The sequence below is a fragment of the Streptococcus sp. 4094 genome, from assembly GCF_013277125.1.
In the GTDB taxonomy this organism is placed as follows: Bacteria; Bacillota; Bacilli; order Lactobacillales; family Streptococcaceae; genus Streptococcus.
Genome location: NZ_VMMI01000032.1, coordinates 1 through 21,850 on the forward strand (window position 1 = coordinate 1; position 21,850 = coordinate 21,850).

A 21,850-nucleotide genomic window follows, 5' to 3' on the forward strand; every position below is an offset into this window, starting at 1 on the left:
AGTTTGGGAATTTACCATTTATTTCATAGTACATATATTTTTCCAAATATATTATTACTATTACACAAGAAACACAACAAGACCTCCACTATATCGAGGAGGCCTTGGATCAGCTAGGTTATTTAGTAAAAGACTAGAAGATTTTCTTCTCCCAATCATCTTCTGTATGGCGAGGGTAGAAAAACTCTGACTTGTCAGGAGCTTCCATCATCTCCATCAGAGGTAGCATATCATAGGCCAGATCCAAGTTTGGAATCTGGTCTTTTTGCACCCAAGAAACTTCTCCAAATCCAAAAGATTGAGATTTATATATAGAATCAGCTATAGCAGACTCTAAAGACTATCCGCTTGATTTTATATTGAAAAGCTTCTCCTTAATTTTTCACAATTTCGTTCCCTTAATTTTACTTTCGAGCAATAAACATACCATATTCTTTAGGAATAATTAACTTACCCTTATGAAAATGCACTTCCAATCTTTTACGAATGACTTTTTCTTCTAGCGAACCTATTTCTGAAATTCCTTTAAAGGATTGGATGTATTTAACTAGATCATCTATGCTAGTTACCTGTAACTCATCATCATAGAGTAATGTATCGACAGAGTTAAAATACCTACTCAGGTACCTTTTACCATTTTGTAAAGTAAACGTTTTATTTTCTAAATCTTGATTAACCTCATCTTTAAATAAATTTGCCAAATAATTTACAACTCCATTTTCACCAAATGTAGCACAGTAAAAAATTCCGCCTGTTTTTAAGACTCTATTCACCTCAGAGAGCGCTTTAGGAATATCATTTACATGATGTAGAAGCATATTAGCAATAACAATATCAAACGTTTCATCCTCAAAAGAAATCTTTTGAATATCCATTATTTCATAGTTAACATTGTCTCTATTTCCAATCACTGACCTCGTTGTTCTCACCATATCTTTAGAAAAATCTGTAATAACCAACTGCTTCATTTTATCTATAGAATCACTATTACTTTTCCACAGTTCTCCTGTACCACATCCCAATTCTAGAACCTTTACTTCATCAGTGATTTGGTAGTTAGAAAATATCCAATTGTTAAATCCTAATTTATTTTTTGAATACTTCTTATGTATGTTTACTCTAATATCAAGATTATCTTGTTTTGCATATTGTTCAATTACTTTATCATACATTTTCTGGTACTTCCTTTCATATCTTAAGATTATACCATAAAATAAAACAATCTCCGATTTCAGAATGGAAGGTGGAGATTGTTCAAAATATAGATAGAAAAGAATAATAAGAAATTTAGAGATATTCAGTTGACTTACACCACCATACTTAGCCTATATTTCAGTACCGTACTTTAAAAGATAACACCTATCAACTAATCATAGAACTAAAAAATTTCTTTCTCCCAATCGTCTTCTGTACGGCGAGGGTAGAAAAATTCAGATTTGTCCGGAGCTTCCATCATCTCCATCAAGGGTAACATATCATAGGCCAGATCCAAGTTTGGAATCTGGTCTTTTTGCACCCAAGAAACTTCTCCTTCATCTGAAGAGCGAAGGGTACCAGAGAACTCAGTCGCCTTATAACAAACGACAATATAGCGCCCACCTGTATCTAGTGGCCAATTTTTAATGCCGACAAGTTGAGGATTTTGGATAGTCAACCCTGTTTCTTCATAAATTTCACGAATGACAGACTCTGCGAAAGACTCGCCATTTTCTACATGGCCTCCTGGAAAGGCATAGCCTGACCAGCGATTGGTTTCAGGAGAGCGATACTGCATCACCACGCGCTGGGTTTCGAGGTCTTCAATCAGACAAATATTTGTTAAAATCGTTAATTGGGAACGGGACATAAATTTACTCGCTTTCTAATGTTTAAAACATATATTTATAGTATTTTATTTTGGATTTCATGATAAAAGCAAGTCAGAATATTAATGTATTCATCATAATTTTAAATACAAATTTTCGCTTCTTCAATTCTTTAATCAGTAGCTATTAAATCTTTTTTAGTTCTTCTAACTCTTCTAAATTAATATTATATTCTTTATAAACTTTACTTTTTAAATATTCTTCTATTCTAGAAAGCATTTTATTAATCATATTAAGAGATTCAAATTTTTGACCAGTATACATTGTCATTGTAATTCCTATGAGAGGGAACACAGTTATTATATAAGTTAAAATATCAAAATTACACTTATTGCCTATATAAATAAATAATAGAACTATTAAAATCAAAACTATTGTTGTTAATCTTCTTATGAACTTAATACTTCCTGCGACCTTTTTATCAGCATTATCTTTTCTAGCCTCTATATCATTAATTCTTTTTTGAACCTGTATTTTTTTCTCATTAGAAATTCTAATAATTTCTTTCTTACTGTTCTCCACCTCTTTCTCGGCACGCTTTTTCTCTTCAACTACCTTTTGTCTATCTAATTCTCTAACCTTATTATCATATTCCAATTTTTTTACTTTCTTTTCTAATCTCTCCTTTCCGGACTTATATATTTCTAATCCATTTGGATTAATAATATCATCAATGTTATTTAATTGATCCCGATCTATATCCTCCGGTTTCATCATTTTTTTACGCAGTTCAATAATATTCTCATTTAAGTCGTCTTCTGACAACTCTCCTTTTTTATAACTTTCTTTTACTTTATCATATTGTTTAGCAACTGTTTGAGTTAAAATATTAGATAATACCAATCTAGACTTTTCTAATATATTAAACGTCGAAGGCAAATACTCCGAACCAAATCCTTTATTCAAATCAAACCATAAGCGATTAGTTAATGATGACATACTGATTGCGAGAGGAGCATTAAAATCTTCATTCTCTTTATTAAAATCATTAGCCATTTGTAAAATTTTTCCAACTTCAGTGATGACTAGATGCTTTGATTCTTTCAAAGATAAATTTTCAGAATTAATATCATCCTTCTTTCTTAAAATATTTGTATAGTTTAAGTGTTTTAAGTATTTTTCCTTATTCTCAGTAGCTAAACCATACTTCTCTACAATTTTTTGACTCTCAATATTAAAATTATGATACTCTGGAGAATAATAGTTTAATGAATCGGCTTCTGAAATAGAATATCGCTTCAATATATTTGTAAATCTTGAACGTTTGTTTACCACATCAGCTGGAGTTGAACAATCTCTTACAATCTCATCCATTGCAACATTTCCAATATCAACAATTTTATTACCTTTTACTATTTCTTCTGCAGTTCCGAAGAAATGGTCTATATCTTCGCTAACTTCTTTATAATACCGTATTGAAATAATTCGTTTGTTATTTTTTTGATTCATTTCATTAATTAATTGAAACATATCATTAGCTAATTTCTGGAAGAAAATACCATTGTACCCAGCTAAATGAAATAATATTTCCGTTTCAACATATAAATTAATGTTATTTTTCCATGTTAATTTACTAATATCACTAGTATAATTAATTCCTGAGAACAGAACGGCTCCTTCTTTTATTTGATTAATATTTTTAAGAAAATTTACATCTGTATCATTTTCAATAATAAACTTACTAATAATACTTGAATAGTCTCCATTAAACGAATCATCTAACAAAAAAGAAGTGAATTCTCTTGTTAACTTTTCCTCACTTATTTCTTGATCCTTATCTTTCTCATTCTTAACATATTTTATAAGACTTGACATCAATGCACGACTTTTCAAATCATATTCTTCTAATTCTTCTTTAATTTCACTATCCAAAGAGATATTCTCTCTGCTAACTAAAAATTGTCCATCTTTTTTGGATACAAATTCTATTCTTTTGATAGACGATTGGATAACATAGCTAGGAATATTAAATCCGAAATTTTCGTTTAATAATGATGATATTTTTTCAACATTAAAACTATTCAATTCATTGCTCAATATAACGTGTTCGATGAACCTTGATATTACAAAATATGTATCTTTTTTTCCATCATTGTATAACTGACGATACGTAGCATAAGATGCTAGTTTATTAACTTGACTAATCATTTCTAATCTCCTATTTTATTAATATTTCAGACCTTAATCCAACGCCTTGACTTCCAGCATCATATCTCGAATCTGAGCTGCTAGTTCAAAGTCAAGCACTTCGACGGCTTCTTGCATTTGTTTTTCGAGTTTCTTAACTAGTTCTTTGCGCTCTTGTTTGTTGAGGCTGTTGATGTCGACTTCCTTGTCCTCTTCCTTGGCAACTGCCTTAGTCACGGCAATCAAGTCACGAATTTCTTTCTTAATGGTTTGTGGCACGATACCATGTTCTTCATTATAGGCCATCTGGATTTTGCGACGGCGGGCCGTTTCATCGATGGCACGTTGCATAGACTGAGTCATCGTGTCCGCATACATGATGACATGGCCTTCACTGTTACGGGCAGCACGTCCAATGGTCTGGATAAGGCCACGTTCATTACGAAGGAAACCTTCCTTGTCAGCATCGAGAATCGCTACGAGGCTCACTTCAGGAACGTCAATTCCTTCACGGAGCAGGTTGATTCCGACCAAGACATCAAAGACACCCAAGCGTAGGTCACGAATTATCTCCGTCCGTTCCAAGGTCTTAATATCCGAGTGCATGTACTTGACCTTGATGCCCATTTCCTTAAAGTAGTCGGTCAAATCTTCTGCCATTTTCTTGGTCAAGGTTGTAATAAAGGTACGTTCGTTCTTTTCAACACGGGCATTGATTTCACCTAAGAGGTCATCAATCTGTCCCATTGTCGGACGTACTTCCACCTCAGGATCCAATAGCCCTGTCGGACGAATGATTTGCTCAATCACTGTCTCAGTCTGTTCATTTTCATAGTCACCAGGTGTCGCTGATACGTAAACAATCTGATGGACATGACTCTCAAACTCCTCCCGACGGAGAGGACGATTGTCCAGAGCAGACGGCAAGCGGAAACCATAATTCACCAGCATTTCCTTACGAGAACGGTCTCCATTGTACATGCCTTTGATTTGTCCCATGGTCATGTGGCTCTCATCAATCATGATTAAGAAATCATCTGGGAAGAAATCTAAGAGCGTATAAGGAGGCTCACCCTCACTACGTCCATCCATGTGGCGTGAATAGTTTTCAACCCCGTTGGTGTAGCCCATCTCACGCAGCATTTCGATATCGTACTCTGTCCGTTGTTTCAAGCGCTGGGCTTCAAGCAATTTGCCTTCCTTTTCAAAGACAGCTAGTTGCTCTTCTAATTCTGCTTGAATCTTGGCAATGGCAACTTCCATGTGGTCGTCATTGGTCACAAAGTGAGTCGCAGGGAAAATCGCTAAATGATCCACTTCTCCCAAGACCTGACCAGTCAGGGCCTCAACTTCACGAATACGGTCAATTTCGTCTCCAAAGAATTCTACTCGAAAAGCGTGTTCATCACGGGAAGCTGGGAAAATCTCTACCACATCCCCACGAACTCGAAATCTTCCCCGTTGGAAATCAATATCATTGCGTTCAAACTGGATATCAACCAAGTCATTTAAGAGTTTATCACGAGAAATTTCAAGACCTGGACGGAGACTAACGACACTATCAGCGTATTCCTTGGGCGAACCCAAACCATAGATACAAGAGACTGAGGCCACTACAATAACATCATTACGCTCCAGAAGAGCTGAGGTAGCTGAGTGGCGTAGCTTATCAATCTCATCGTTGACAGAACTGTCCTTCTCAATGTAAGTATCGCTAGAAGGTACATAGGCTTCTGGTTGGTAATAATCATAGTAAGATACAAAGTACTCAACAGCATTTTCAGGGAAAAATTCCTTAAACTCCCCATAGAGCTGACCAGCTAGAGTCTTATTGTGGGCAATTACCAGAGTGGGTTTATTGACTTTGGAAATGACCTGACTCATGGTATAGGTCTTCCCTGTTCCAGTCGCCCCCATCAGAATTTGAGCTTTTTCTCCCCCCTCGATATTATCAACCAACTGCTCGATAGCTTGGGGTTGATCTCCTGATGCTTGGTACTTTGATACTAGTTTAAATTGATTGTCTGTAATGCGATTAATCATAAGAATCCTCTCTCGATGTGCTATTCCTATTTTAGCATACTTACAGTATTTTCACGAAGAAAAGGACGGACCGAAGTCACATCCTTTCATTTTCTTTCTTTAATTGATGAGCGAGATAAAGAATCAGCACAAACAAAATAATACTGGACACGATGGAACCCTCAATACCAAAAGACCCACCAGATAGCCAGTCTTGATTGCCTTGTGGAGTAAATTTCATGATTGAGGTTCCTGAAGACTGACCACTAACTAATACTCCAAAGAGGTTTCCCTGTGCGAAATTCCAAGCTCCATGAATACCACCTATACCCCATATAGTATCTGTTTTAAGAAGATATAGGGACATGGCAACTCCGAATAAAAAGAGATCAATTGCAGATAAGAAAGTTATGCCTGGATTTCCTAAATGAAGTAAGGTAAAGAGACTACTAGATATGATAATAGCGACTTTAAGATTAGTTCTCTTAGCCAATTGTGGAATCAGCCAAGCACGAGTAACCAATTCTTCTGCCGTTCCTTGTAAAATCCAAAAAGGTATTGTAAATAAAGTAAAAGCTAGCGAATAAGTATCCAAGTGAATGGAGTCAAATTGATACTGCCCCAACACTACTAGTCCAGCCAAAGCAAGTATAAAGAGGGATAGACCAAGACCGTATCCTTTAAATAAGGCACTTAAAAAATTTTCTTTATAGAATCCCAAGGTTCGAATCGGTCTTTTCTCTACTTTTCTAGTCCATCTAAACACAGTTAAGATGATAAAACCAAAGGACAATAATTCAAATATTAAATGGATGTCACTTGTTTTATCAGATAAATTCTGAAATAACATTTGAAGGAAATCTGCAATTCTTTGACCACCCATACCAAGATTGCTAAATAGCCCGATCAATGCTAAAAAACTAAGGCCAAAAAATAGAGAAGATATGAACTCAGATATATAGACGAAAAATAGAGCTAACAAGGGGCTTGTGTAAATGTTTAAACTCATTTTAGAAGTTTCAAAGTCTTTTAAGATTCTTTTGTCTTTCATAACTTTATCCTCTTTTACTATATGATATACCTTTATTATAGCACTTCTATTGTGTGATTCAAGACAAAACAAGAATTATGGATGTTATATTTTCTAACACAGAAATATAAAAATTTGCCTTTTTTTACTTTTTCTGATATAATGGGAAAATATTCGGAAAAGGAGACTAAAAATGAAGAAAAAATTTCTAGCATTTTTGCTAATTTTATTCCCAATTTTCTCATTAGGTATTGCCAAAGCTGAAACGATTAAGATTGTTTCTGATACCGCCTATGCACCTTTTGAGTTTAAAGATTCAGATCAAACTTATAAAGGAATTGATGTTGACATTATCAACAAAGTCGCTGAGATTAAAGGGTGGAACATTCAGATGTCTTATCCCGGATTTGACGCAGCGGTCAATGCGGTTCAAGCTGGTCAAGCTGACGCTATCATGGCAGGGATGACAAAGACGAAAGAACGTGAAAAAGTTTTCACCATGTCTGATACTTACTATGATACAAAAGTTGTCATTGCAACTACAAAGGCACACAATATTAGCAAGTACGACCAATTAACTGGCAAAACCGTTGGTGTTAAAAACGGAACTGCTGCTCAACGTTTTCTTGAAACAATCAAAGATAAATACGGTTTTACTATTAAAACATTTGACACTAGTGATTTGATGAACAACAGCTTGAGTGCTGGTGCCATCGATGCCATGATGGATGACAAACCTGTTATCGAGTATGCCATTAACCAAGGGCAAGACCTCCATATTGAAATGGATGGTGAAGCTGTAGGTAGCTTTGCTTTCGGTGTTAAAAAAGGTAGCAAATACGAGCACCTAGTTACTGAATTTAACCAAGCCTTGGCTAAAATGAAAAAAGATGGTAGTCTTGATAAAATCATCAAGAAATGGACTGCGTCATCATCTTCAGCAGTACCAACTACAACTACTCTTGCAGGCTTAAAAGCTATTCCTGTTAAAGCTAAATACATCATTGCCAGCGATTCTTCTTTTGCACCTTTTGTTTTCCAAAACTCAAGCAATCAGTACACTGGTATTGATATGGAATTGATCAAAGCAATCGCTAAAGACCAAGGTTTTGAAATTGAAATCACCAACCCTGGTTTCGATGCTGCTATCAGTGCTGTCCAAGCTGGTCAAGCAGATGGTATCATTGCTGGTATGTCTGTCACAGATGCTCGTAAGGCAACTTTTGACTTCTCAGAATCATACTACACAGCCAATACTATCCTTGGTGTCAAAGAATCAAGTACCATTGCTTCTTATGAAGATTTGAAAGGGAAGACAGTCGGTGTTAAAAACGGAACTGCTTCTCAAACCTTCCTAACTGAAAATCAAAGCAAATACGGCTACAAAATCAAAACCTTCGCTGATGGTTCTTCAATGTATGACAGTTTAAACACTGGTGCCATTGATGCCGTTATGGATGATGAACCTGTTCTCAAATATTCTATCAGCCAAGGACAAAAATTGAAAACACCAATCGCTGGAACTCCAATCGGTGAAACAGCCTTTGCTGTAAAAAAAGGAGCAAATCCAGAATTGATTGAAATGTTCAATAACGGACTTGCTAACCTTAAAGCAAACGGTGAATTCCAAAAGATTCTTGACAAATACCTAGCTAGTGAGTCTTCAACTGCTTCAACAAGTACTGTTGACGAAACAACTATCTGGGGCTTGCTTCAAAACAACTACAAACAACTCCTTAGCGGTCTTGGTATCACTCTTGCTCTAGCCCTTATCTCATTTGCTATTGCTATTGTCATTGGGATTATCTTCGGTATGTTTAGCGTTAGCCCCTACAAATCTCTTCGTGTGATTTCTGAGATTTTCGTTGACGTTATCCGTGGTATTCCATTGATGATTCTTGCAGCCTTCATCTTCTGGGGTATTCCAAACTTCATCGAGTCCATCACAGGCCAACAAAGCCCAATTAACGACTTTGTAGCTGGTACTATTGCCCTATCCCTCAATGCAGCTGCTTATATCGCTGAAATTGTTCGTGGTGGTATTCAAGCCGTTCCAGTTGGCCAAATGGAAGCCAGTCGAAGCTTGGGTATCTCTTATGGAAAAACTATGCGTAAGATTATCTTGCCACAAGCAACTAAATTGATGTTGCCAAACTTTGTTAACCAATTCGTTATCGCACTTAAAGATACAACCATCGTATCTGCTATCGGTTTGGTTGAACTCTTCCAAACTGGTAAGATTATCATTGCCCGTAACTACCAAAGTTTCAAGATGTATGCAATCCTTGCTATCTTCTATCTTGTAATTATCACACTTTTGACTAAACTAGCGAAACGCTTAGAAAAGAGGATTCGTTAATGGCAAAATTAAAAATTGATGTAAATGATTTACACAAAAGCTACGGAAAAAATGAAGTTTTAAAAGGAATTACGACCAAGTTCTATGAAGGAGATGTTGTTTGTATCATTGGTCCTTCAGGTTCTGGTAAGTCAACTTTCCTTCGTAGCCTAAATCTTTTGGAAGAAGTTACTAGCGGTCACATCACTGTGAACGGTTATGACTTAACTGAAAAAACAACCAACGTTGACCACGTCCGTGAAAATATCGGAATGGTGTTCCAACACTTCAATCTCTTCCCACACATGTCTGTATTGGACAACATCACCTTTGCTCCTATTGAGCACAAGTTGATGACTAAGGAAGAAGCTGAAAAATTGGGAATGGAGTTGCTTGAAAAGGTTGGACTAGCAGATAAGGCTAAGGCCTGTCCAGATAGCCTGTCAGGTGGTCAAAAACAACGTGTGGCCATCGCTCGTGGACTAGCAATGAATCCAGACATCATGCTCTTTGATGAACCAACTTCTGCCCTTGATCCTGAAATGGTCGGAGACGTACTAAACGTTATGAAGGAATTGGCTAAACAAGGCATGACCATGATTATCGTAACCCATGAGATGGGATTTGCCCGTCAGGTTGCCAACCGTGTTATCTTTACTGCGGACGGTGAATTCCTTGAAGATGGGACACCTGATCAAATCTTTGATAACCCTCAGCACCCTCGTCTGAAAGATTTCTTGGACAAGGTCTTAAACGTCTAAACGCAAACTGTAAGGATTTCCTTGCAGTTTTTTTCTACCTCGTATTGGAATTTTTGATTTTTCGGAAAATTATGTTAGAATTAAGTTTATGAAATGAGGTTTCCTCATACCTAGCAAGACTAGGAATAAAAATAGAAATTAGGTAGCTAGATGTCATCTAAGGTTATTGTTACAATTTTCGGTGCGAGTGGAGACCTGGCTAAACGCAAGCTCTACCCTTCCCTATTTAGACTATATAAATCCGGCAATCTTTCCAAACATTTTGCCGTTATTGGAACTGCCCGTCGTCCTTGGAGCAAGGAATATTTTGAATCTGTTGTCGTCGAATCGATCCTTGATTTGGCAGATAGTACCGAACAGGCTCAAGAGTTCGCTAGCCACTTCTACTATCAAAGTCATGATGTCAATGATACAGAACACTATATTGCTCTACGTCAATTGCAGGCTGAACTAAATGACAAGTACCAAGCTGAACACAACAAGCTCTTCTTCTTATCTATGGCGCCTCAATTCTTTGGAACCATTGCCAAACACCTTAAGTCTGAAAATATCGTAGATGGAAAAGGTTTTGAACGTTTAATCGTTGAAAAACCATTTGGTACAGATTACGCAACTGCAAGCAAGTTAAATGACGAGCTCCTAGCAACATTTGACGAAGAACAAATTTTCCGTATCGACCATTATCTTGGTAAGGAAATGATCCAAAGTATCTTTGCAGTTCGCTTTGCCAACCTGATTTTTGAAAACGTTTGGAACAAGGACTTTATCGACAATGTTCAAATTACCTTTGCTGAGCGCTTAGGTGTGGAAGAACGTGGTGGCTATTATGACCAATCTGGTGCCCTCCGCGACATGGTACAGAACCATACTTTGCAACTTCTTTCTCTCCTTGCTATGGACAAACCAGCCAGCTTCACAAAAGATGAGATCCGTGCTGAAAAGATTAAGGTCTTTAAAAACCTCTATCATCCAACAGATGAAGAACTTAAAGAACACTTTATCCGTGGTCAATATCGTTCTGGTAAGATTGATGGCATGAAATACATCTCTTATCGTAGCGAGCCAAATGTGAATCCAGAATCTACAACTGAAACCTTCGCATCTGGTGCCTTCTTTGTTGACAGTGATCGTTTCCGCGGTGTTCCTTTCTTCTTCCGTACTGGTAAACGTCTGACCGAAAAAGGAACTCACGTCAACATCGTCTTTAAACAAATGGACTCTATCTTTGGAGAACCACTTGCTCCAAACATTTTGACCATCTATATCCAACCAACAGAAGGCTTCTCTCTTAGCCTAAATGGGAAGCAAGTAGGAGAAGAATTTAACTTGGCTCCTAACTCACTTGATTACCGTACAGATGCGACCGCAACTGGTGCTTCTCCAGAACCATACGAGAAATTGATTTATGATGTCCTAAATAACAACTCAACTAACTTTAGCCACTGGGATGAAGTAGGTGCGTCATGGAAATTGATTGACCGTATCGAAGAGCTCTGGGCTGAAAATGGTGCCCCACTTCATGATTATAAAGCTGGAAGCATGGGACCTCAAGCCAGCTTTGACTTACTTGAAAAATTCGATGCCAAATGGACTTGGCAACCAGATATCGCCTATCGTCAAGATGGTCGTTTAGAATAAAAAAATCCTGCAAGTTTGTACCTTGCAGGATTTTTGCTTCTGATTAGATTAAGCCTTCCAAGAGACCCTTCATAAAGTTTTCTGAGTTAAACTCTCCAATATCATCGATTTTTTCACCAAAACCAATCAATTTTACAGGAATATTGAGTTCTTCACGAATGGCTAGAACCACACCACCTCGAGCAGTTCCATCAATCTTAGTCAAGACGATTCCTGTCAAAGGGGTGATTTTTGAAAATTCTTTAGCCTGTACCAAGGCATTTTGACCTGTTGATGCATCAAGTGCTAAGAAGGTTTCATGAGGCGCTTCTGGCACAACACGTTTGATGATACGACCAATCTTTTCTAGCTCGGCCATAAGGTTATCCTTATTTTGCAAACGACCTGCAGTATCGATCATGAGAATATCGATACCTTCAGCCACGGCACGTTCCATACCATCAAAGACCACGCTGGCTGGATCAGCTTTTTCAGGTCCAGTCACAACTGGAACGTCCACACGACGGCCCCATTCAGCAAGCTGGGCTACTGCCCCTGCACGGAAGGTATCTGCCGCAACCAACATGACCTTCTTACCAGCTTGTTTATAGCGGTGGGCTAGTTTCCCGATAGAAGTTGTTTTCCCAACACCATTGACCCCGACAAAGAGCATGACTGTCAAGCCATCTTGGAAGTGGATACTTTCATCGTAGTTGCCATCCTTTTCATAAAGCTCAACCAATTTCTCAATAATGACACGGCGTAGTGCGTCAGGTTTCTTGGCATTTTCAAGCTTGACTTCGTAGCGTAGTTCCTCAGTTAAATTAGAAGCCACCTGGACACCAACGTCACTCATGATCAGCAGTTCTTCCAATTCCTCGAAGAATTCTTCGTCAACAGAACGGAAGTTGGCAAAGAAGGCATTCAAGCGAGCACCGAAGCCTGTACGAGTTTTCTTAAGACTACGGTCATATTTTTCCTGAACAGTTTCTTCTACCTTAGGCGTTTCTGCTTCAAGCACTTTAGAACTATTTTCTTCTACAGTTCCTTCATGCTCAAGCTTCTCTTCCTCTGGGACTTCTTCTGAGTTTGGAAATTCTTCTATTACTTCTTGAGAAACTTCTACAGTTGGCTCTGAATCCAGACTTTCTTCAACTGTGTCTTGATTTTCCTCTTCTTGGATCACAGCTTCTTCAGAACTTTCAACTTCTGCTACTTCTTGAGAAACTTCCTCAGCTTCTGTATCTTCAGACAAATCAAGATTTTCCAGAGCTTCTTTTACAACTTCTTCGATTTTAGGTTCTTCTTTTTTTCCGAATAGACGGTCAAATAATCCCATATCTTAGTTCTCCTTTAGCACATATTCTTCGATAGCCCAGGCGACAGCCTCTTCATCATTGGTCATTGGCGTCACTACATTTGCGACTGCCTTGACTTCAGGAACAGCATTTTTCATGGCAACACCGAGCCCTGCCCATTCAATCATAGAAAGGTCATTGGCCTCGTCACCACATGCCATAACTTGGTTTTGGTCGATTCCAAGATGGTTGATTAGTTTTGCTAAACCTGTTGCTTTATGAACATTCTTTGGTGACCACTCTAGCAACATTTCACGTGATTTAAAGATTTCATATTGGTCAAACAATTCTGGAGAAATCTTCTGAATGGCTGCATCCAAGGGTTCTTGAGCAAAGGCAGTCACGCATTTATTGTAGGTCATCTGACTAGACAAGTCTTCAAAGTCCACTGGAACAAAGGTCAAAGCTGGATTGAATTTGGCATAAAGACTTTCTTGGTCAGATTGGATTTGATAAACAGTTCCTTCTGAGATGGCATCAAGGGGCAGTGATAATTTCTCTGTTTCCTCATACAAGCGTGCCACATCATCATATGAAAAAACTGTCTTATCAAGGATTTCACCTGTATTTTTCTGAACTAATCCACCATTAAAGGTAATCGTATACTCATCTTCCTGACCGTCAGTCCCTAGCTCATGGAGAAAGAAATCCATAGCTTTTAAGGGACGACCAGTGGTCAATACGACCTTGATACCACGGTCACGCGCAGCTTTCAGGGTTGCCTTGGTACGATCCGTCAGCCTTTTATCAGTAGTCAGCAAGGTTCCATCCAAGTCCAATGCAATCAATTTTATATCTGCCATTATAAACCCTCCATATAAGCTATAACCGACTGGTCCTTATGGTGACCAATCACTGTCTCTGCTAATTCTAAAATTTCAGGTCGTGCATTTTCAGGAGCTACAGGATGTCCCACAACCTGCATCATATGCAAGTCATTTAGATTGTCTCCAAAAGCCATAACCTGATCCATTGTGATACCAAGTTTTTTAGCTAATTCAACAATAGCCACACCCTTATCGACATAGTCCAGAACAATATCAATGGATTCAAAGCCAGTTGTCATAGCCTTAACACCAGCCACGTTTTCGTTTACCCAAGCCTCACCAGCTTCTAGCGTTTCTTCTGTGAAGTTGGTTGTAAATTTGAAAATGTCATCTGTGATATCTTCTAAACTCGCTACTTTTTGGATATTTTCATTATAGTGCCGGCTCTCTTTCAAATAGGTCTCATCAACCGTATCTAGCACATAAGAGCCCTTCTTACCCGTCAAGAGCAGTTTATTGATATCTACATAAGGTGACGTTTTCAGCTTTTCAAAAGTCGCCAGATAAAACTCACGAGACATGGTCACTTCATACAAGTCTTGACCTCGATATTCTACCAAACTACCATTTTCCGCAATGAAAATAATATCATCACGAACATCAGCAAATAATTTTTCTAGAGATAGAAATCCGCGCCCCGAAGCCACTGCAAAGTAAATCCCTTTTTCCTTATAGGAAACCAAGAGAGACTTGAGGCGGTCCATATCAAAGCGTCCATTCTCATCTAGGAAGGTTCCGTCCATATCTGTTGCTACTAGTTTAATTGTCATCCTTCAATACTTTCTAAATCTTTTAACTTAACCGAAACAATTTTTGAGACACCTGATTCTTGCATGGTCACTCCATAGATAGAATCAGCTGCTGCCATGGTTCCCTTACGGTGGGTTACGACGATAAACTGGCTGTCCTTGTCAAATCGATTGAGGTAATCCCCAAAACGTTTAACATTGGCTTCATCCAGCGCGGCTTCCACCTCATCCAAGATGACAAATGGGATAGTCTTAACTCGAATGATAGAGAAAAGCAAAGCTAGAGCCGACAGGGCTTTTTCCCCACCACTCATAAGGTTGAGAGACTGGATTTTCTTACCTGGTGGTTGGACAGAAATCTCAACCCCAGCTGTCAGCAAGTCTCCCTCAGTCAAGATTAAGTCTGCCTGACCTCCTCCAAACATCTGTTTGAAGGTCACTTTAAAGGACTCACGAATAGCTTCAAAGGTTGATTTAAAGCGTTCCTTGACCTCGTCATTCATCTCTGTAATGGTCTCAAGGAGCAGGTTTTTCGCTGACAAAATGTCATCTCGCTGGCTATTGAGGAAATCCAGACGATTGTGAACTTCTTCATACTGGTCAATAGCTTCCAAGTTGACAGGACCCAGCGAGCGAATAGCCTTCTCTAAATCCTTAACCTCTTGCTCTGCCAGATTGAGATTTTCCAACTCATGTGCTTTTTCTAGAGCTTCAGTATAACTAATCTGGTACTGGTCTGTTAATTGACTTTGTAAATGGCGCAAGCGCTCGCTGACCTTTTCTTTCTTGGCTTCAGCACGTGTTTGCTTGCGAATCCACTCCTCATTCTGTTGGCGAGCCTGATCCAAATGACTAGCAATATCATCCAATTGACCTTCAATATCATCCAACTCAAACTGCTTGCGAATCAAACCTTGTTGGATATTTGTTTTCTGCATTTTGGCTTCTTCTGCCTGTTGACTGAGCAATTCTGTATCAACCTTCTCAAGATTATCAACCTTTTCTTGAAGAAGGCGCTGGATTTCTTCTTGTTCGATATTCAAATTATCCAATTCCTTGCCTAAACGTTCAATATCCGCAACTTCATAACGTTTTTGTCCTTGCAGTTCAGTCTTAAGCAAGCGAGCCTGCGCTAGCTCTTCCTGCAAGTTTTGATAGCGTTCTTGGATGGCGTTTTTGTTAGACTTAATCTCTTCAATCTCAGCTTCCAGATTTTGCTTGTCACTGGCAATAGTAGCAAGGCGTGCTTGGCATTTTTCCTTGTCTGCTTGCCAATCTCCGTCAGAAAGACAATCTAATTCCTCTTCTTGGAGTTTCCAAAGAGTTTCTAGTTCTTCAACTTGCTGACTGGTCTGCTGATAAGCGAGGGACAAGCCTTGCTCCTGAATACGTGCCTGTTCTCCCTGAGATTTAATACCTTCTAATCTTTCTGTCAATCTAGCCATCTGGTCTTGTAAGGTCTTCAAAGCCACTTCTTCTGAACGAAGACTTGCTTCCTCTTCAGCAATTTCTTTTTGTAATTGCTCCAGTTCTGGCTTGATGAAGATGCTGTTGTTCTGACGATTGGCTCCACCTGCATAGGAACCACCTGTACGCAGCTCTGTCCCATCAAGGGTTACCATACGAACTTGATAACGAACCTGGCGCGCTGCTGCACGCGCGTGTTCTACGGTATCAAAGATAGCCGTCGTAGCTAGCAAGTTCTTGAAAATGGCTTCCAGTCTCGTATCGAAAGTCACCAACTCATCTGCCATCCCAAGGAAACCTAGGCTTGCAGCGATAGCATCTTGATTCTGACTTGAAATCGTACGCGCCTTGATCGTCGTCAACGGAAGGAAGGTTGCACGACCGGCTCTGTTTCGTTTAAGGAAATCAATGGCCTTGGTTGCCGCGTTCTCATCTTCTACGATGATATGCTGACTGCTGGCTCCGAGCGCAATTTCCAAGGCAGTTTGATAATGCACATCAAAGGTCAGGTGCTCACTGACTGCCCCAATAATCCCACCAAGGCGGGCTTTTTCTTGGAGAACAGTCTTAACACCTGCATAAAAGTTACTATGATTTTTCAGGATATTTTCCAAGCTTTGGGCTCTAGCCTGTTTGTTCTTGAGATTATCCAGACGGTCAAAGAGTTGACTTTGTTGAACTTGATAGGAAGTTCTCTGTTCCTCTTGCTCCTTGGCACAGACCTGGTAGTCTGCCAATAATTTCTGAACCTGCTCCTTGGCAGTTTCAAGCTCCGCCTTTTGCTGCCTAGCTTTCTCTTTAGCTGTAGCCAGCTGTTCTTTGAGTTTTTGTAGTTGATCTGCTTGTTTTTGAGAAAGCTGACGACTATTTTCCAACTCATTCTCGATGCGGGTCAGTTGGTTTGAGACATCCGCTTCTTCTTGTAAAAGAGCTACAAAGCGTTCACGTAAGAGCTCAATCATCTGGTCAGGATCATCTGAAAAAGCTAGTAATTCAGCTTCTAAACGATTGAGTTTTTGATTATTTTGAATTAGATTGTGTTCTAATTGTCCCAAGTTCGCTTCTTTTTCAGCCTTTTCCTGATTTAGAGCCTTTCTCTTATCCTCCAAAGCAGCCAAACGGGCTTGTGCTTCCTGTTGATTGAGGGCTACTTGCTCAGATTCTAATTTCGATAGGGCTAATTTTCTCTCTAAATCACTAATCAGACTAGTCAAGTCCATCAAACTGCCCTGATCTTTGGCCATTTCAGCCTGTAAATCTTGGCGGTGCTTTTTGAGATTCTGATTTTCTTCTTCTAATTTTTCACGCTTTTGGTAATAACTTGTCAAAAGTTCCTGAACTTGTGCCAACTCTTCTTCTGTCAACTCTAGTTCAACCTTATTTTCCTTGATTTGAGCAACCAGCACGTCTAAATAAATAGCTTTACGTTGGCCTTCCAAGTCTAGAAACTTACGAGCATTTTCAGCTTGCTTCTCAAGAGGCTTGATTTGATTGTCCAACTCATAGATAATATCCTCTAAGCGGTCTAGATTATCCTGAGTTTGCTGCAGTTTACTCTCAGTTTCTTTTCTGCGAGTCTTGTATTTCAAAACTCCAGCAGCTTCTTCAAAAATAGCTCTGCGTTCTTCAGGCTTGGAGTTGAAAATCTCCTCAACCTTCCCTTGGGAAATGATAGAGAAGGAATCTCGTCCCAAACCTGTATCCAAGAAAAGGTCATGAATATCACGCAGACGGACTTTCTTGCCGTCAATCTTGTATTCGCTATCTCCACTACGGTAGATATGACGTTCTACCCTGATTTTTTGACCAGCGTCCTTGATAAATCCGTCATGATTATCCAAAGTCACAACTACAGAAGCATAATTGAGCGGTTTGCGACTTTCTGTTCCAGCAAAGATGACATCCGGCATCTTGCCGCCACGGAGACTCTTAACACTTGACTCCCCCAAGGCCCAACGCAGACTTTCTGTAATATTTGACTTTCCAGATCCATTGGGTCCAACAACTGCCGTCACACCTTGGTCAAAGACAACCTTGGTCTTATCAGCAAAAGACTTGAATCCCTGAATTTCGATTTCCTTTAAATACATGAATCCAGCCCTTTCTCAACGGCATTTTTGGCAGCTTCCTGCTCTGCTAATTTCTTAGAACGACCTTGACCTTGACCAATGCTCTTGCCTTCAACAAGAACTTCTACATCAAAGACCTTATCATGGGCAGGTCCCGTTTCAGAAATCACCTGATAACGGATAGCCACATCCCCATTGACTTGAAGTAACTCTTGGAGATGGGTTTTGTAGTCTGTAATCATCTCAAACTCTCCTGCTTCAACCTTAGGAATCATGACTTGATAGATAAATTCCTTGACCTTGGCCACATCCTTGTCCAAAAGGAGGGCACCGAGAAAGGCTTCAAAGGCATCACCAAGAATGGTGTCACGATTGCGACCACCAGACTTTTCTTCCCCCTTACCCAGCTTGATAAACTGATCAAACTGGCAATCACGCGCAAAACCAGCCAAACTCTCCTCGCGAACAATCATGGCACGGAGTTTAGACAAATCACCCTCAGGCTTTTTAGGATATTTTTTATACAGATATTCTGAAATCAATAACTGTAGAACAGCGTCTCCTAAAAATTCCAAGCGCTCATTGTGTGAAATTTTTAAGAGGCGGTGCTCATTGGCATAACTCGTATGAGTAAAGGCAGTTTCCAGTAATTTTTTGTCTGCAAATTCGATTGCAAAATGTTTCTTTAGTACAGTTTGTAATTCTTTCATACCAACCTCTTTCTAACTGATAACAGTCCTTTTTATTATATCAAAAAAAGCCCCCTGAGTCACTCTAAAACGGGACTGGAAAGCATTTGGGCATTCTTTAAAATAAGATTTTCAGTTTTTGGGTTAAACTTGGGTCAGAATAAAGAAAAAAGCCCTACTAAAGGCTTTCTTAGGATGTTTACATCCACCCTGAGGGAATCGAACCCCCATCTCAAGAACCGGAATCTTACGTGATATCCATTACACTAAGGGTGGAAACTTGTTTTATTATAACAGAAATTTGCTCTAATAACAAGTTTTTTTCTAGTGAGAATAGCCCGTCTTAGTGGGAAGCATCCCCATTCCAAATAGAGTTTTTCACGATCACATAATCAACATGTTTAAGGTCAGCAACCTGACGTCCACCTGCATAAGAAATAGCACTTTGAAGGTCTTGCTCCATCTCAGTTAAAGTGTCTTGCAGATGACCTTTAGCAGGAAGCAAGATGCGTTTGCCTTCGACGTTTTTATAAGCACCTTTTTGGTATTGCGAAGCCGAACCGTAGTACTCTTTGAACTGTTCACCATCAACTTCAATCGTTTTCCCTGGACTTTCGATATGTCCTGCAAAGAGGGAACCAATCATGACCATGCTGGCACCGAAGCGAATAGACTTGGCAATATCTCCGTGAGTGCGAATTCCACCATCAGCAATAATCGGTTTACGGGCAGCCTTGGCACACCAGCGTAGAGCAGCCAACTGCCAACCACCTGTACCAAAACCAGTCTTGACCTTGGTAATACAAACCTTACCAGGACCGATTCCGACCTTAGTAGCATCCGCACCAGCATTTTCCAATTCACGCACAGCTTCGGGTGTTCCAACATTTCCAGCAATGACAAAAGTATCTGGCAATTCTTTCTTGATGTGTTGAATCATAGAAATCACGCTATCCGCATGACCATGGGCAATATCAATCGTGATGAACTCAGGAGCATCAGCCTTGAGCTGGCTAACGAAATCATACTCATAGTCCTTAACACCGACAGAGATAGAAGTAATGAGCCCTTGATCGTGCATTCGTTTAATAAAAGGAATGCGTCCTGCCTCATCAAAACGATGCATAATGTAGAAGTAACCACCTTTAGCCAATTGCTCTGCTACATTTTCATCCAAAATCGTCTGCATATTCGCTGGCACAACAGGTAATTTAAAGGTGTGCTTTCCTAGAGTAACACTTGTATCCGCTTCTGCACGACTTTTAATGACACATTTATTTGGAATCAATTGAATATCTTCGTAATCAAAAATTGGAAATTCATTTAACATATCGATATCTCGTTTCTTTTGTAATGACCTACCTATGCTCTCGCATCACTACGCCTTTTCCGACGTTTCCTTAATTTATTATAAACCAAAGTACAGTTTTTGTCAAATAATTTTATAAATTAAAATGTATCGTTCGGATTTTACTTGTGTAAATAACAAAAGAAAGGAGAGATTATTTTCTCCCCAGTTATTCTACATTCTAATAATACTCTCCCTGACGGTAGTCCCATGAGTTAAAGGTGTCTGACAGGTGCATCATAATCTTATCAATGTCAAGCCCTTTGCGGATTACAACTGGAGCTGGTGAAGTTGAGCGAGCTCCTCCTTGTTCTGGAATGAGTTTGCCGTCTTTATCGACCATAGAGACCATCACACCTTGCTCGTAGCGTGTTTCAATCGTTTTGTCAGGTTGGATAGATGCCACATAGTCATCTGCTTCAATGACAAGGTCCACTGCTCCTTCGATGCGTTCTCCGATACCTTCTACCTTACCACGGTTTCCTTTTCCAGATGGGTTTGCAGATGAGGCATAGACCATCTTGCCTTCTTCCCAAAGTTTGGCAGCCAATTGTTCACCAGCTTTCCCAAACTTGATAACGAAACAGCTAGTACCACGAACGTCAGTCATCAGTTCTTCACGGCCATCCCCATAAGCTTTCAATTTCTCAAAGGCTTCTGGTTTCCATGGAAGGATACAACCAAGAAGAATATCTTCATCCCAATGTTTTTGGTAGAAGGCTTCAATTTCTGGATTGAGTTGTGCTAAAGCACGAAGCTCATCCATGCTACCGCAGAGAACAACACCTGGTTTGTTACGATTACGCTCTTTGGCTGCGAACTTGCGTTCAAGACCTGCCTTGTCACTAGTCATAATAATGTAACCAACTTTTGTAGGGCAAACGATACATCCGCCCTCACCTTTTAAAATGTCATAGCCTTCTTGTGAAAGTGTTCCGTTCCATTGAATGTGTTTTGTCATAGTTCTATTTCCTTTTCTATTTTTCTTCTAATCCTGCCAGTAGGCTGGTCGTTGTTTTTCATAAGCAGCAATCAAATCTTCGTACTGCAAGGTAATTCCGATATCATCCAAACCATTTAAGAGCTTGTGTTTCCACTCGCTATCGATTTCGAAAGTGAATTCTCCAACTGGTGAGATGATTTTCTGTTGTTCCAAGTCCACAGTTACCTGGTCACTTGGTTGTAGCTGAGCTAGTTTCTCTCTAACCTCTCTAGGCTGGACAATGGGCAACATGCCATTATTGAGTTCATTATTGTAATGAATATCACCGAAAGATCCTGCAATCACGACTTTAAAACCATAGTCTGCTAGAGCCCAAGCCGCGTGTTCCCTCGAAGAACCTGCCCCAAAGTTATCACCTGAGATGAGGATACTGGCTTTCCGATATTCAGGTCGGTTAAAGACAAAGTCTGGGTCCTCAGTATAGAGATCGTCCAGATAACGCCAAGCATACATGAGGTACTTACCAAAGCCTTTCTTATCTATTAACTTGAGAAACTGCTTAGGTAGGATTTGATCGGTATCGATATTATCATTCATGAGAGGAACGGTCGTTCCCGTATAAACTGTAAATTTCTCCATA

General features: G+C 39.4%; 16 protein-coding genes, 1 tRNA gene and 2 pseudogenes. 4 read left to right on the forward strand and 15 right to left on the reverse strand.

Going from position 1 to position 21,850, the window contains the following annotated elements; translation table 11 throughout:
- Positions 1-68 precede the first annotated feature (68 nt).
- Positions 69-137, forward strand: a pseudogene (locus HT721_RS07200) (DNA-binding transcriptional regulator); the annotation flags it as partial.
- On the opposite strand, the pseudogene HT721_RS07205 reads toward HT721_RS07200, so the two are convergent.
- The 6 genes and pseudogenes from HT721_RS07205 to HT721_RS07230 all read right to left on the reverse strand — a co-directional run.
- Positions 134-286: pseudogene (locus HT721_RS07205) on the reverse strand (NUDIX hydrolase); the annotation flags it as partial. The pseudogenes HT721_RS07200 and HT721_RS07205 sit on opposite strands and share 4 nt — an antisense overlap.
- Before the next feature lie 118 nt (positions 287-404).
- The gene (locus HT721_RS07210; RefSeq protein ID WP_173229441.1) at positions 405-1,172 is read right to left on the reverse strand and encodes a class I SAM-dependent methyltransferase; all 768 of its coding nucleotides are present in this window, start codon (positions 1,170-1,172) and stop codon (positions 405-407) included.
- A gap of 206 nt (positions 1,173-1,378) precedes the next feature.
- Complete coding sequence (locus HT721_RS07215; protein ID WP_173229443.1) at positions 1,379-1,846, reverse strand: 8-oxo-dGTP diphosphatase; 468 nt, start codon at positions 1,844-1,846, stop codon at positions 1,379-1,381.
- A gap of 145 nt (positions 1,847-1,991) precedes the next feature.
- Positions 1,992-4,013, reverse strand: coding sequence for a hypothetical protein (locus HT721_RS07220; protein ID WP_173229445.1), 2,022 nt, complete (start codon positions 4,011-4,013; stop codon positions 1,992-1,994).
- Positions 4,014-4,046: 33 nt separating this feature from the next.
- Positions 4,047-6,035, reverse strand: coding sequence for an excinuclease ABC subunit UvrB (gene uvrB / locus HT721_RS07225; protein WP_173229447.1), 1,989 nt, complete (start codon positions 6,033-6,035; stop codon positions 4,047-4,049).
- A 76-nt stretch (positions 6,036-6,111) separates the two neighbouring features.
- On the reverse strand, positions 6,112-7,065 hold the full coding sequence (locus HT721_RS07230; protein WP_173229449.1) for a CPBP family intramembrane glutamic endopeptidase: 954 nt from the start codon (positions 7,063-7,065) through the stop codon (positions 6,112-6,114).
- A 172-nt stretch (positions 7,066-7,237) separates the two neighbouring features.
- Here HT721_RS07230 and HT721_RS07235 point away from each other — a divergent pair, with 172 nt between their 5' ends.
- The 3 genes from HT721_RS07235 (at position 7,238) to zwf (ending at position 11,781) form a co-directional block, all read left to right on the forward strand.
- Complete coding sequence (locus HT721_RS07235) at positions 7,238-9,403, forward strand: ABC transporter substrate-binding protein/permease (RefSeq protein ID WP_173229451.1); 2,166 nt, start codon at positions 7,238-7,240, stop codon at positions 9,401-9,403.
- Positions 9,403-10,143: an amino acid ABC transporter ATP-binding protein gene (locus tag HT721_RS07240; protein ID WP_172923525.1), complete on the forward strand. Its 741-nt coding sequence runs from the start codon at positions 9,403-9,405 to the stop codon at positions 10,141-10,143. Before HT721_RS07235 ends, HT721_RS07240 begins: the two co-directional genes overlap by 1 nt.
- A gap of 150 nt (positions 10,144-10,293) precedes the next feature.
- Positions 10,294-11,781, forward strand: coding sequence for a glucose-6-phosphate dehydrogenase (zwf, locus tag HT721_RS07245; RefSeq protein ID WP_173229453.1), 1,488 nt, complete (start codon positions 10,294-10,296; stop codon positions 11,779-11,781).
- Between the two features lie 43 nt (positions 11,782-11,824).
- Here zwf and ftsY read toward each other — a convergent pair whose 3' ends face one another.
- The 9 genes from ftsY to leuD form a co-directional block, all read right to left on the reverse strand.
- On the reverse strand, positions 11,825-13,099 hold the full coding sequence (gene ftsY / locus HT721_RS07250) for a signal recognition particle-docking protein FtsY (RefSeq protein ID WP_173229455.1): 1,275 nt from the start codon (positions 13,097-13,099) through the stop codon (positions 11,825-11,827).
- Positions 13,100-13,102: 3 nt separating this feature from the next.
- A complete protein-coding gene (locus tag HT721_RS07255) occupies positions 13,103-13,921 on the reverse strand; it encodes a Cof-type HAD-IIB family hydrolase (protein ID WP_173229457.1) in 819 nt (272 codons plus the stop codon).
- The gene (locus HT721_RS07260) at positions 13,921-14,715 is read right to left on the reverse strand and encodes an HAD family hydrolase (protein WP_173229459.1); all 795 of its coding nucleotides are present in this window, start codon (positions 14,713-14,715) and stop codon (positions 13,921-13,923) included. The genes HT721_RS07255 and HT721_RS07260 overlap by 1 nt, the downstream gene beginning before the upstream one ends.
- Positions 14,712-18,251 (reverse strand): chromosome segregation protein SMC, encoded by a 3,540-nt coding sequence (gene smc / locus HT721_RS07265; protein ID WP_173229462.1) that lies wholly within the window; start codon positions 18,249-18,251, stop codon positions 14,712-14,714. Before smc ends, HT721_RS07260 begins: the two co-directional genes overlap by 4 nt.
- On the reverse strand, positions 18,242-18,940 hold the full coding sequence (gene rnc / locus HT721_RS07270; RefSeq protein WP_173229464.1) for a ribonuclease III: 699 nt from the start codon (positions 18,938-18,940) through the stop codon (positions 18,242-18,244). The genes smc and rnc overlap by 10 nt, the downstream gene beginning before the upstream one ends.
- Positions 18,941-19,123: 183 nt before the next feature.
- Positions 19,124-19,195, reverse strand: a tRNA-Arg gene (locus HT721_RS07275).
- 67 nt (positions 19,196-19,262) lie between these two features.
- Positions 19,263-20,249 (reverse strand): GMP reductase, encoded by a 987-nt coding sequence (locus HT721_RS07280; protein ID WP_173229465.1) that lies wholly within the window; start codon positions 20,247-20,249, stop codon positions 19,263-19,265.
- Between the two features lie 199 nt (positions 20,250-20,448).
- Positions 20,449-21,228: a Sua5/YciO/YrdC/YwlC family protein gene (locus HT721_RS07285; protein WP_000160498.1), complete on the reverse strand. Its 780-nt coding sequence runs from the start codon at positions 21,226-21,228 to the stop codon at positions 20,449-20,451.
- A gap of 27 nt (positions 21,229-21,255) precedes the next feature.
- Positions 21,256-21,849, reverse strand: coding sequence for a 3-isopropylmalate dehydratase small subunit (gene leuD / locus HT721_RS07290; RefSeq protein WP_023933062.1), 594 nt, complete (start codon positions 21,847-21,849; stop codon positions 21,256-21,258).
- Position 21,850: the final 1 nt, after the last annotated feature.

Excerpts from the sequence above, each read along its gene's own strand:
- HT721_RS07210 (WP_173229441.1), bottom strand. The coding sequence starts at position 1,172 with ATGTATGATAAAGTAATTGAACAATATGCAAAACAAGATAATCTTGAT.
- HT721_RS07215 (WP_173229443.1), bottom strand. The coding sequence starts at position 1,846 with ATGTCCCGTTCCCAATTAACGATTTTAACAAATATTTGTCTGATTGAA.
- HT721_RS07220 (WP_173229445.1), bottom strand. The coding sequence starts at position 4,013 with ATGATTAGTCAAGTTAATAAACTAGCATCTTATGCTACGTATCGTCAG.
- uvrB (WP_173229447.1), bottom strand. The coding sequence starts at position 6,035 with ATGATTAATCGCATTACAGACAATCAATTTAAACTAGTATCAAAGTAC.
- HT721_RS07230 (WP_173229449.1), bottom strand. The coding sequence starts at position 7,065 with ATGAAAGACAAAAGAATCTTAAAAGACTTTGAAACTTCTAAAATGAGT.
- HT721_RS07235 (WP_173229451.1), top strand. The coding sequence starts at position 7,238 with ATGAAGAAAAAATTTCTAGCATTTTTGCTAATTTTATTCCCAATTTTC.
- HT721_RS07240 (WP_172923525.1), top strand. The coding sequence starts at position 9,403 with ATGGCAAAATTAAAAATTGATGTAAATGATTTACACAAAAGCTACGGA.
- zwf (WP_173229453.1), top strand. The coding sequence starts at position 10,294 with ATGTCATCTAAGGTTATTGTTACAATTTTCGGTGCGAGTGGAGACCTG.
- ftsY (WP_173229455.1), bottom strand. The coding sequence starts at position 13,099 with ATGGGATTATTTGACCGTCTATTCGGAAAAAAAGAAGAACCTAAAATC.
- HT721_RS07255 (WP_173229457.1), bottom strand. The coding sequence starts at position 13,921 with ATGGCAGATATAAAATTGATTGCATTGGACTTGGATGGAACCTTGCTG.
- HT721_RS07260 (WP_173229459.1), bottom strand. The coding sequence starts at position 14,715 with ATGACAATTAAACTAGTAGCAACAGATATGGACGGAACCTTCCTAGAT.
- smc (WP_173229462.1), bottom strand. The coding sequence starts at position 18,251 with ATGTATTTAAAGGAAATCGAAATTCAGGGATTCAAGTCTTTTGCTGAT.
- rnc (WP_173229464.1), bottom strand. The coding sequence starts at position 18,940 with ATGAAAGAATTACAAACTGTACTAAAGAAACATTTTGCAATCGAATTT.
- HT721_RS07280 (WP_173229465.1), bottom strand. The coding sequence starts at position 20,249 with ATGTTAAATGAATTTCCAATTTTTGATTACGAAGATATTCAATTGATT.
- HT721_RS07285 (WP_000160498.1), bottom strand. The coding sequence starts at position 21,228 with ATGACAAAACACATTCAATGGAACGGAACACTTTCACAAGAAGGCTAT.
- leuD (WP_023933062.1), bottom strand. The coding sequence starts at position 21,849 with ATGGAGAAATTTACAGTTTATACGGGAACGACCGTTCCTCTCATGAAT.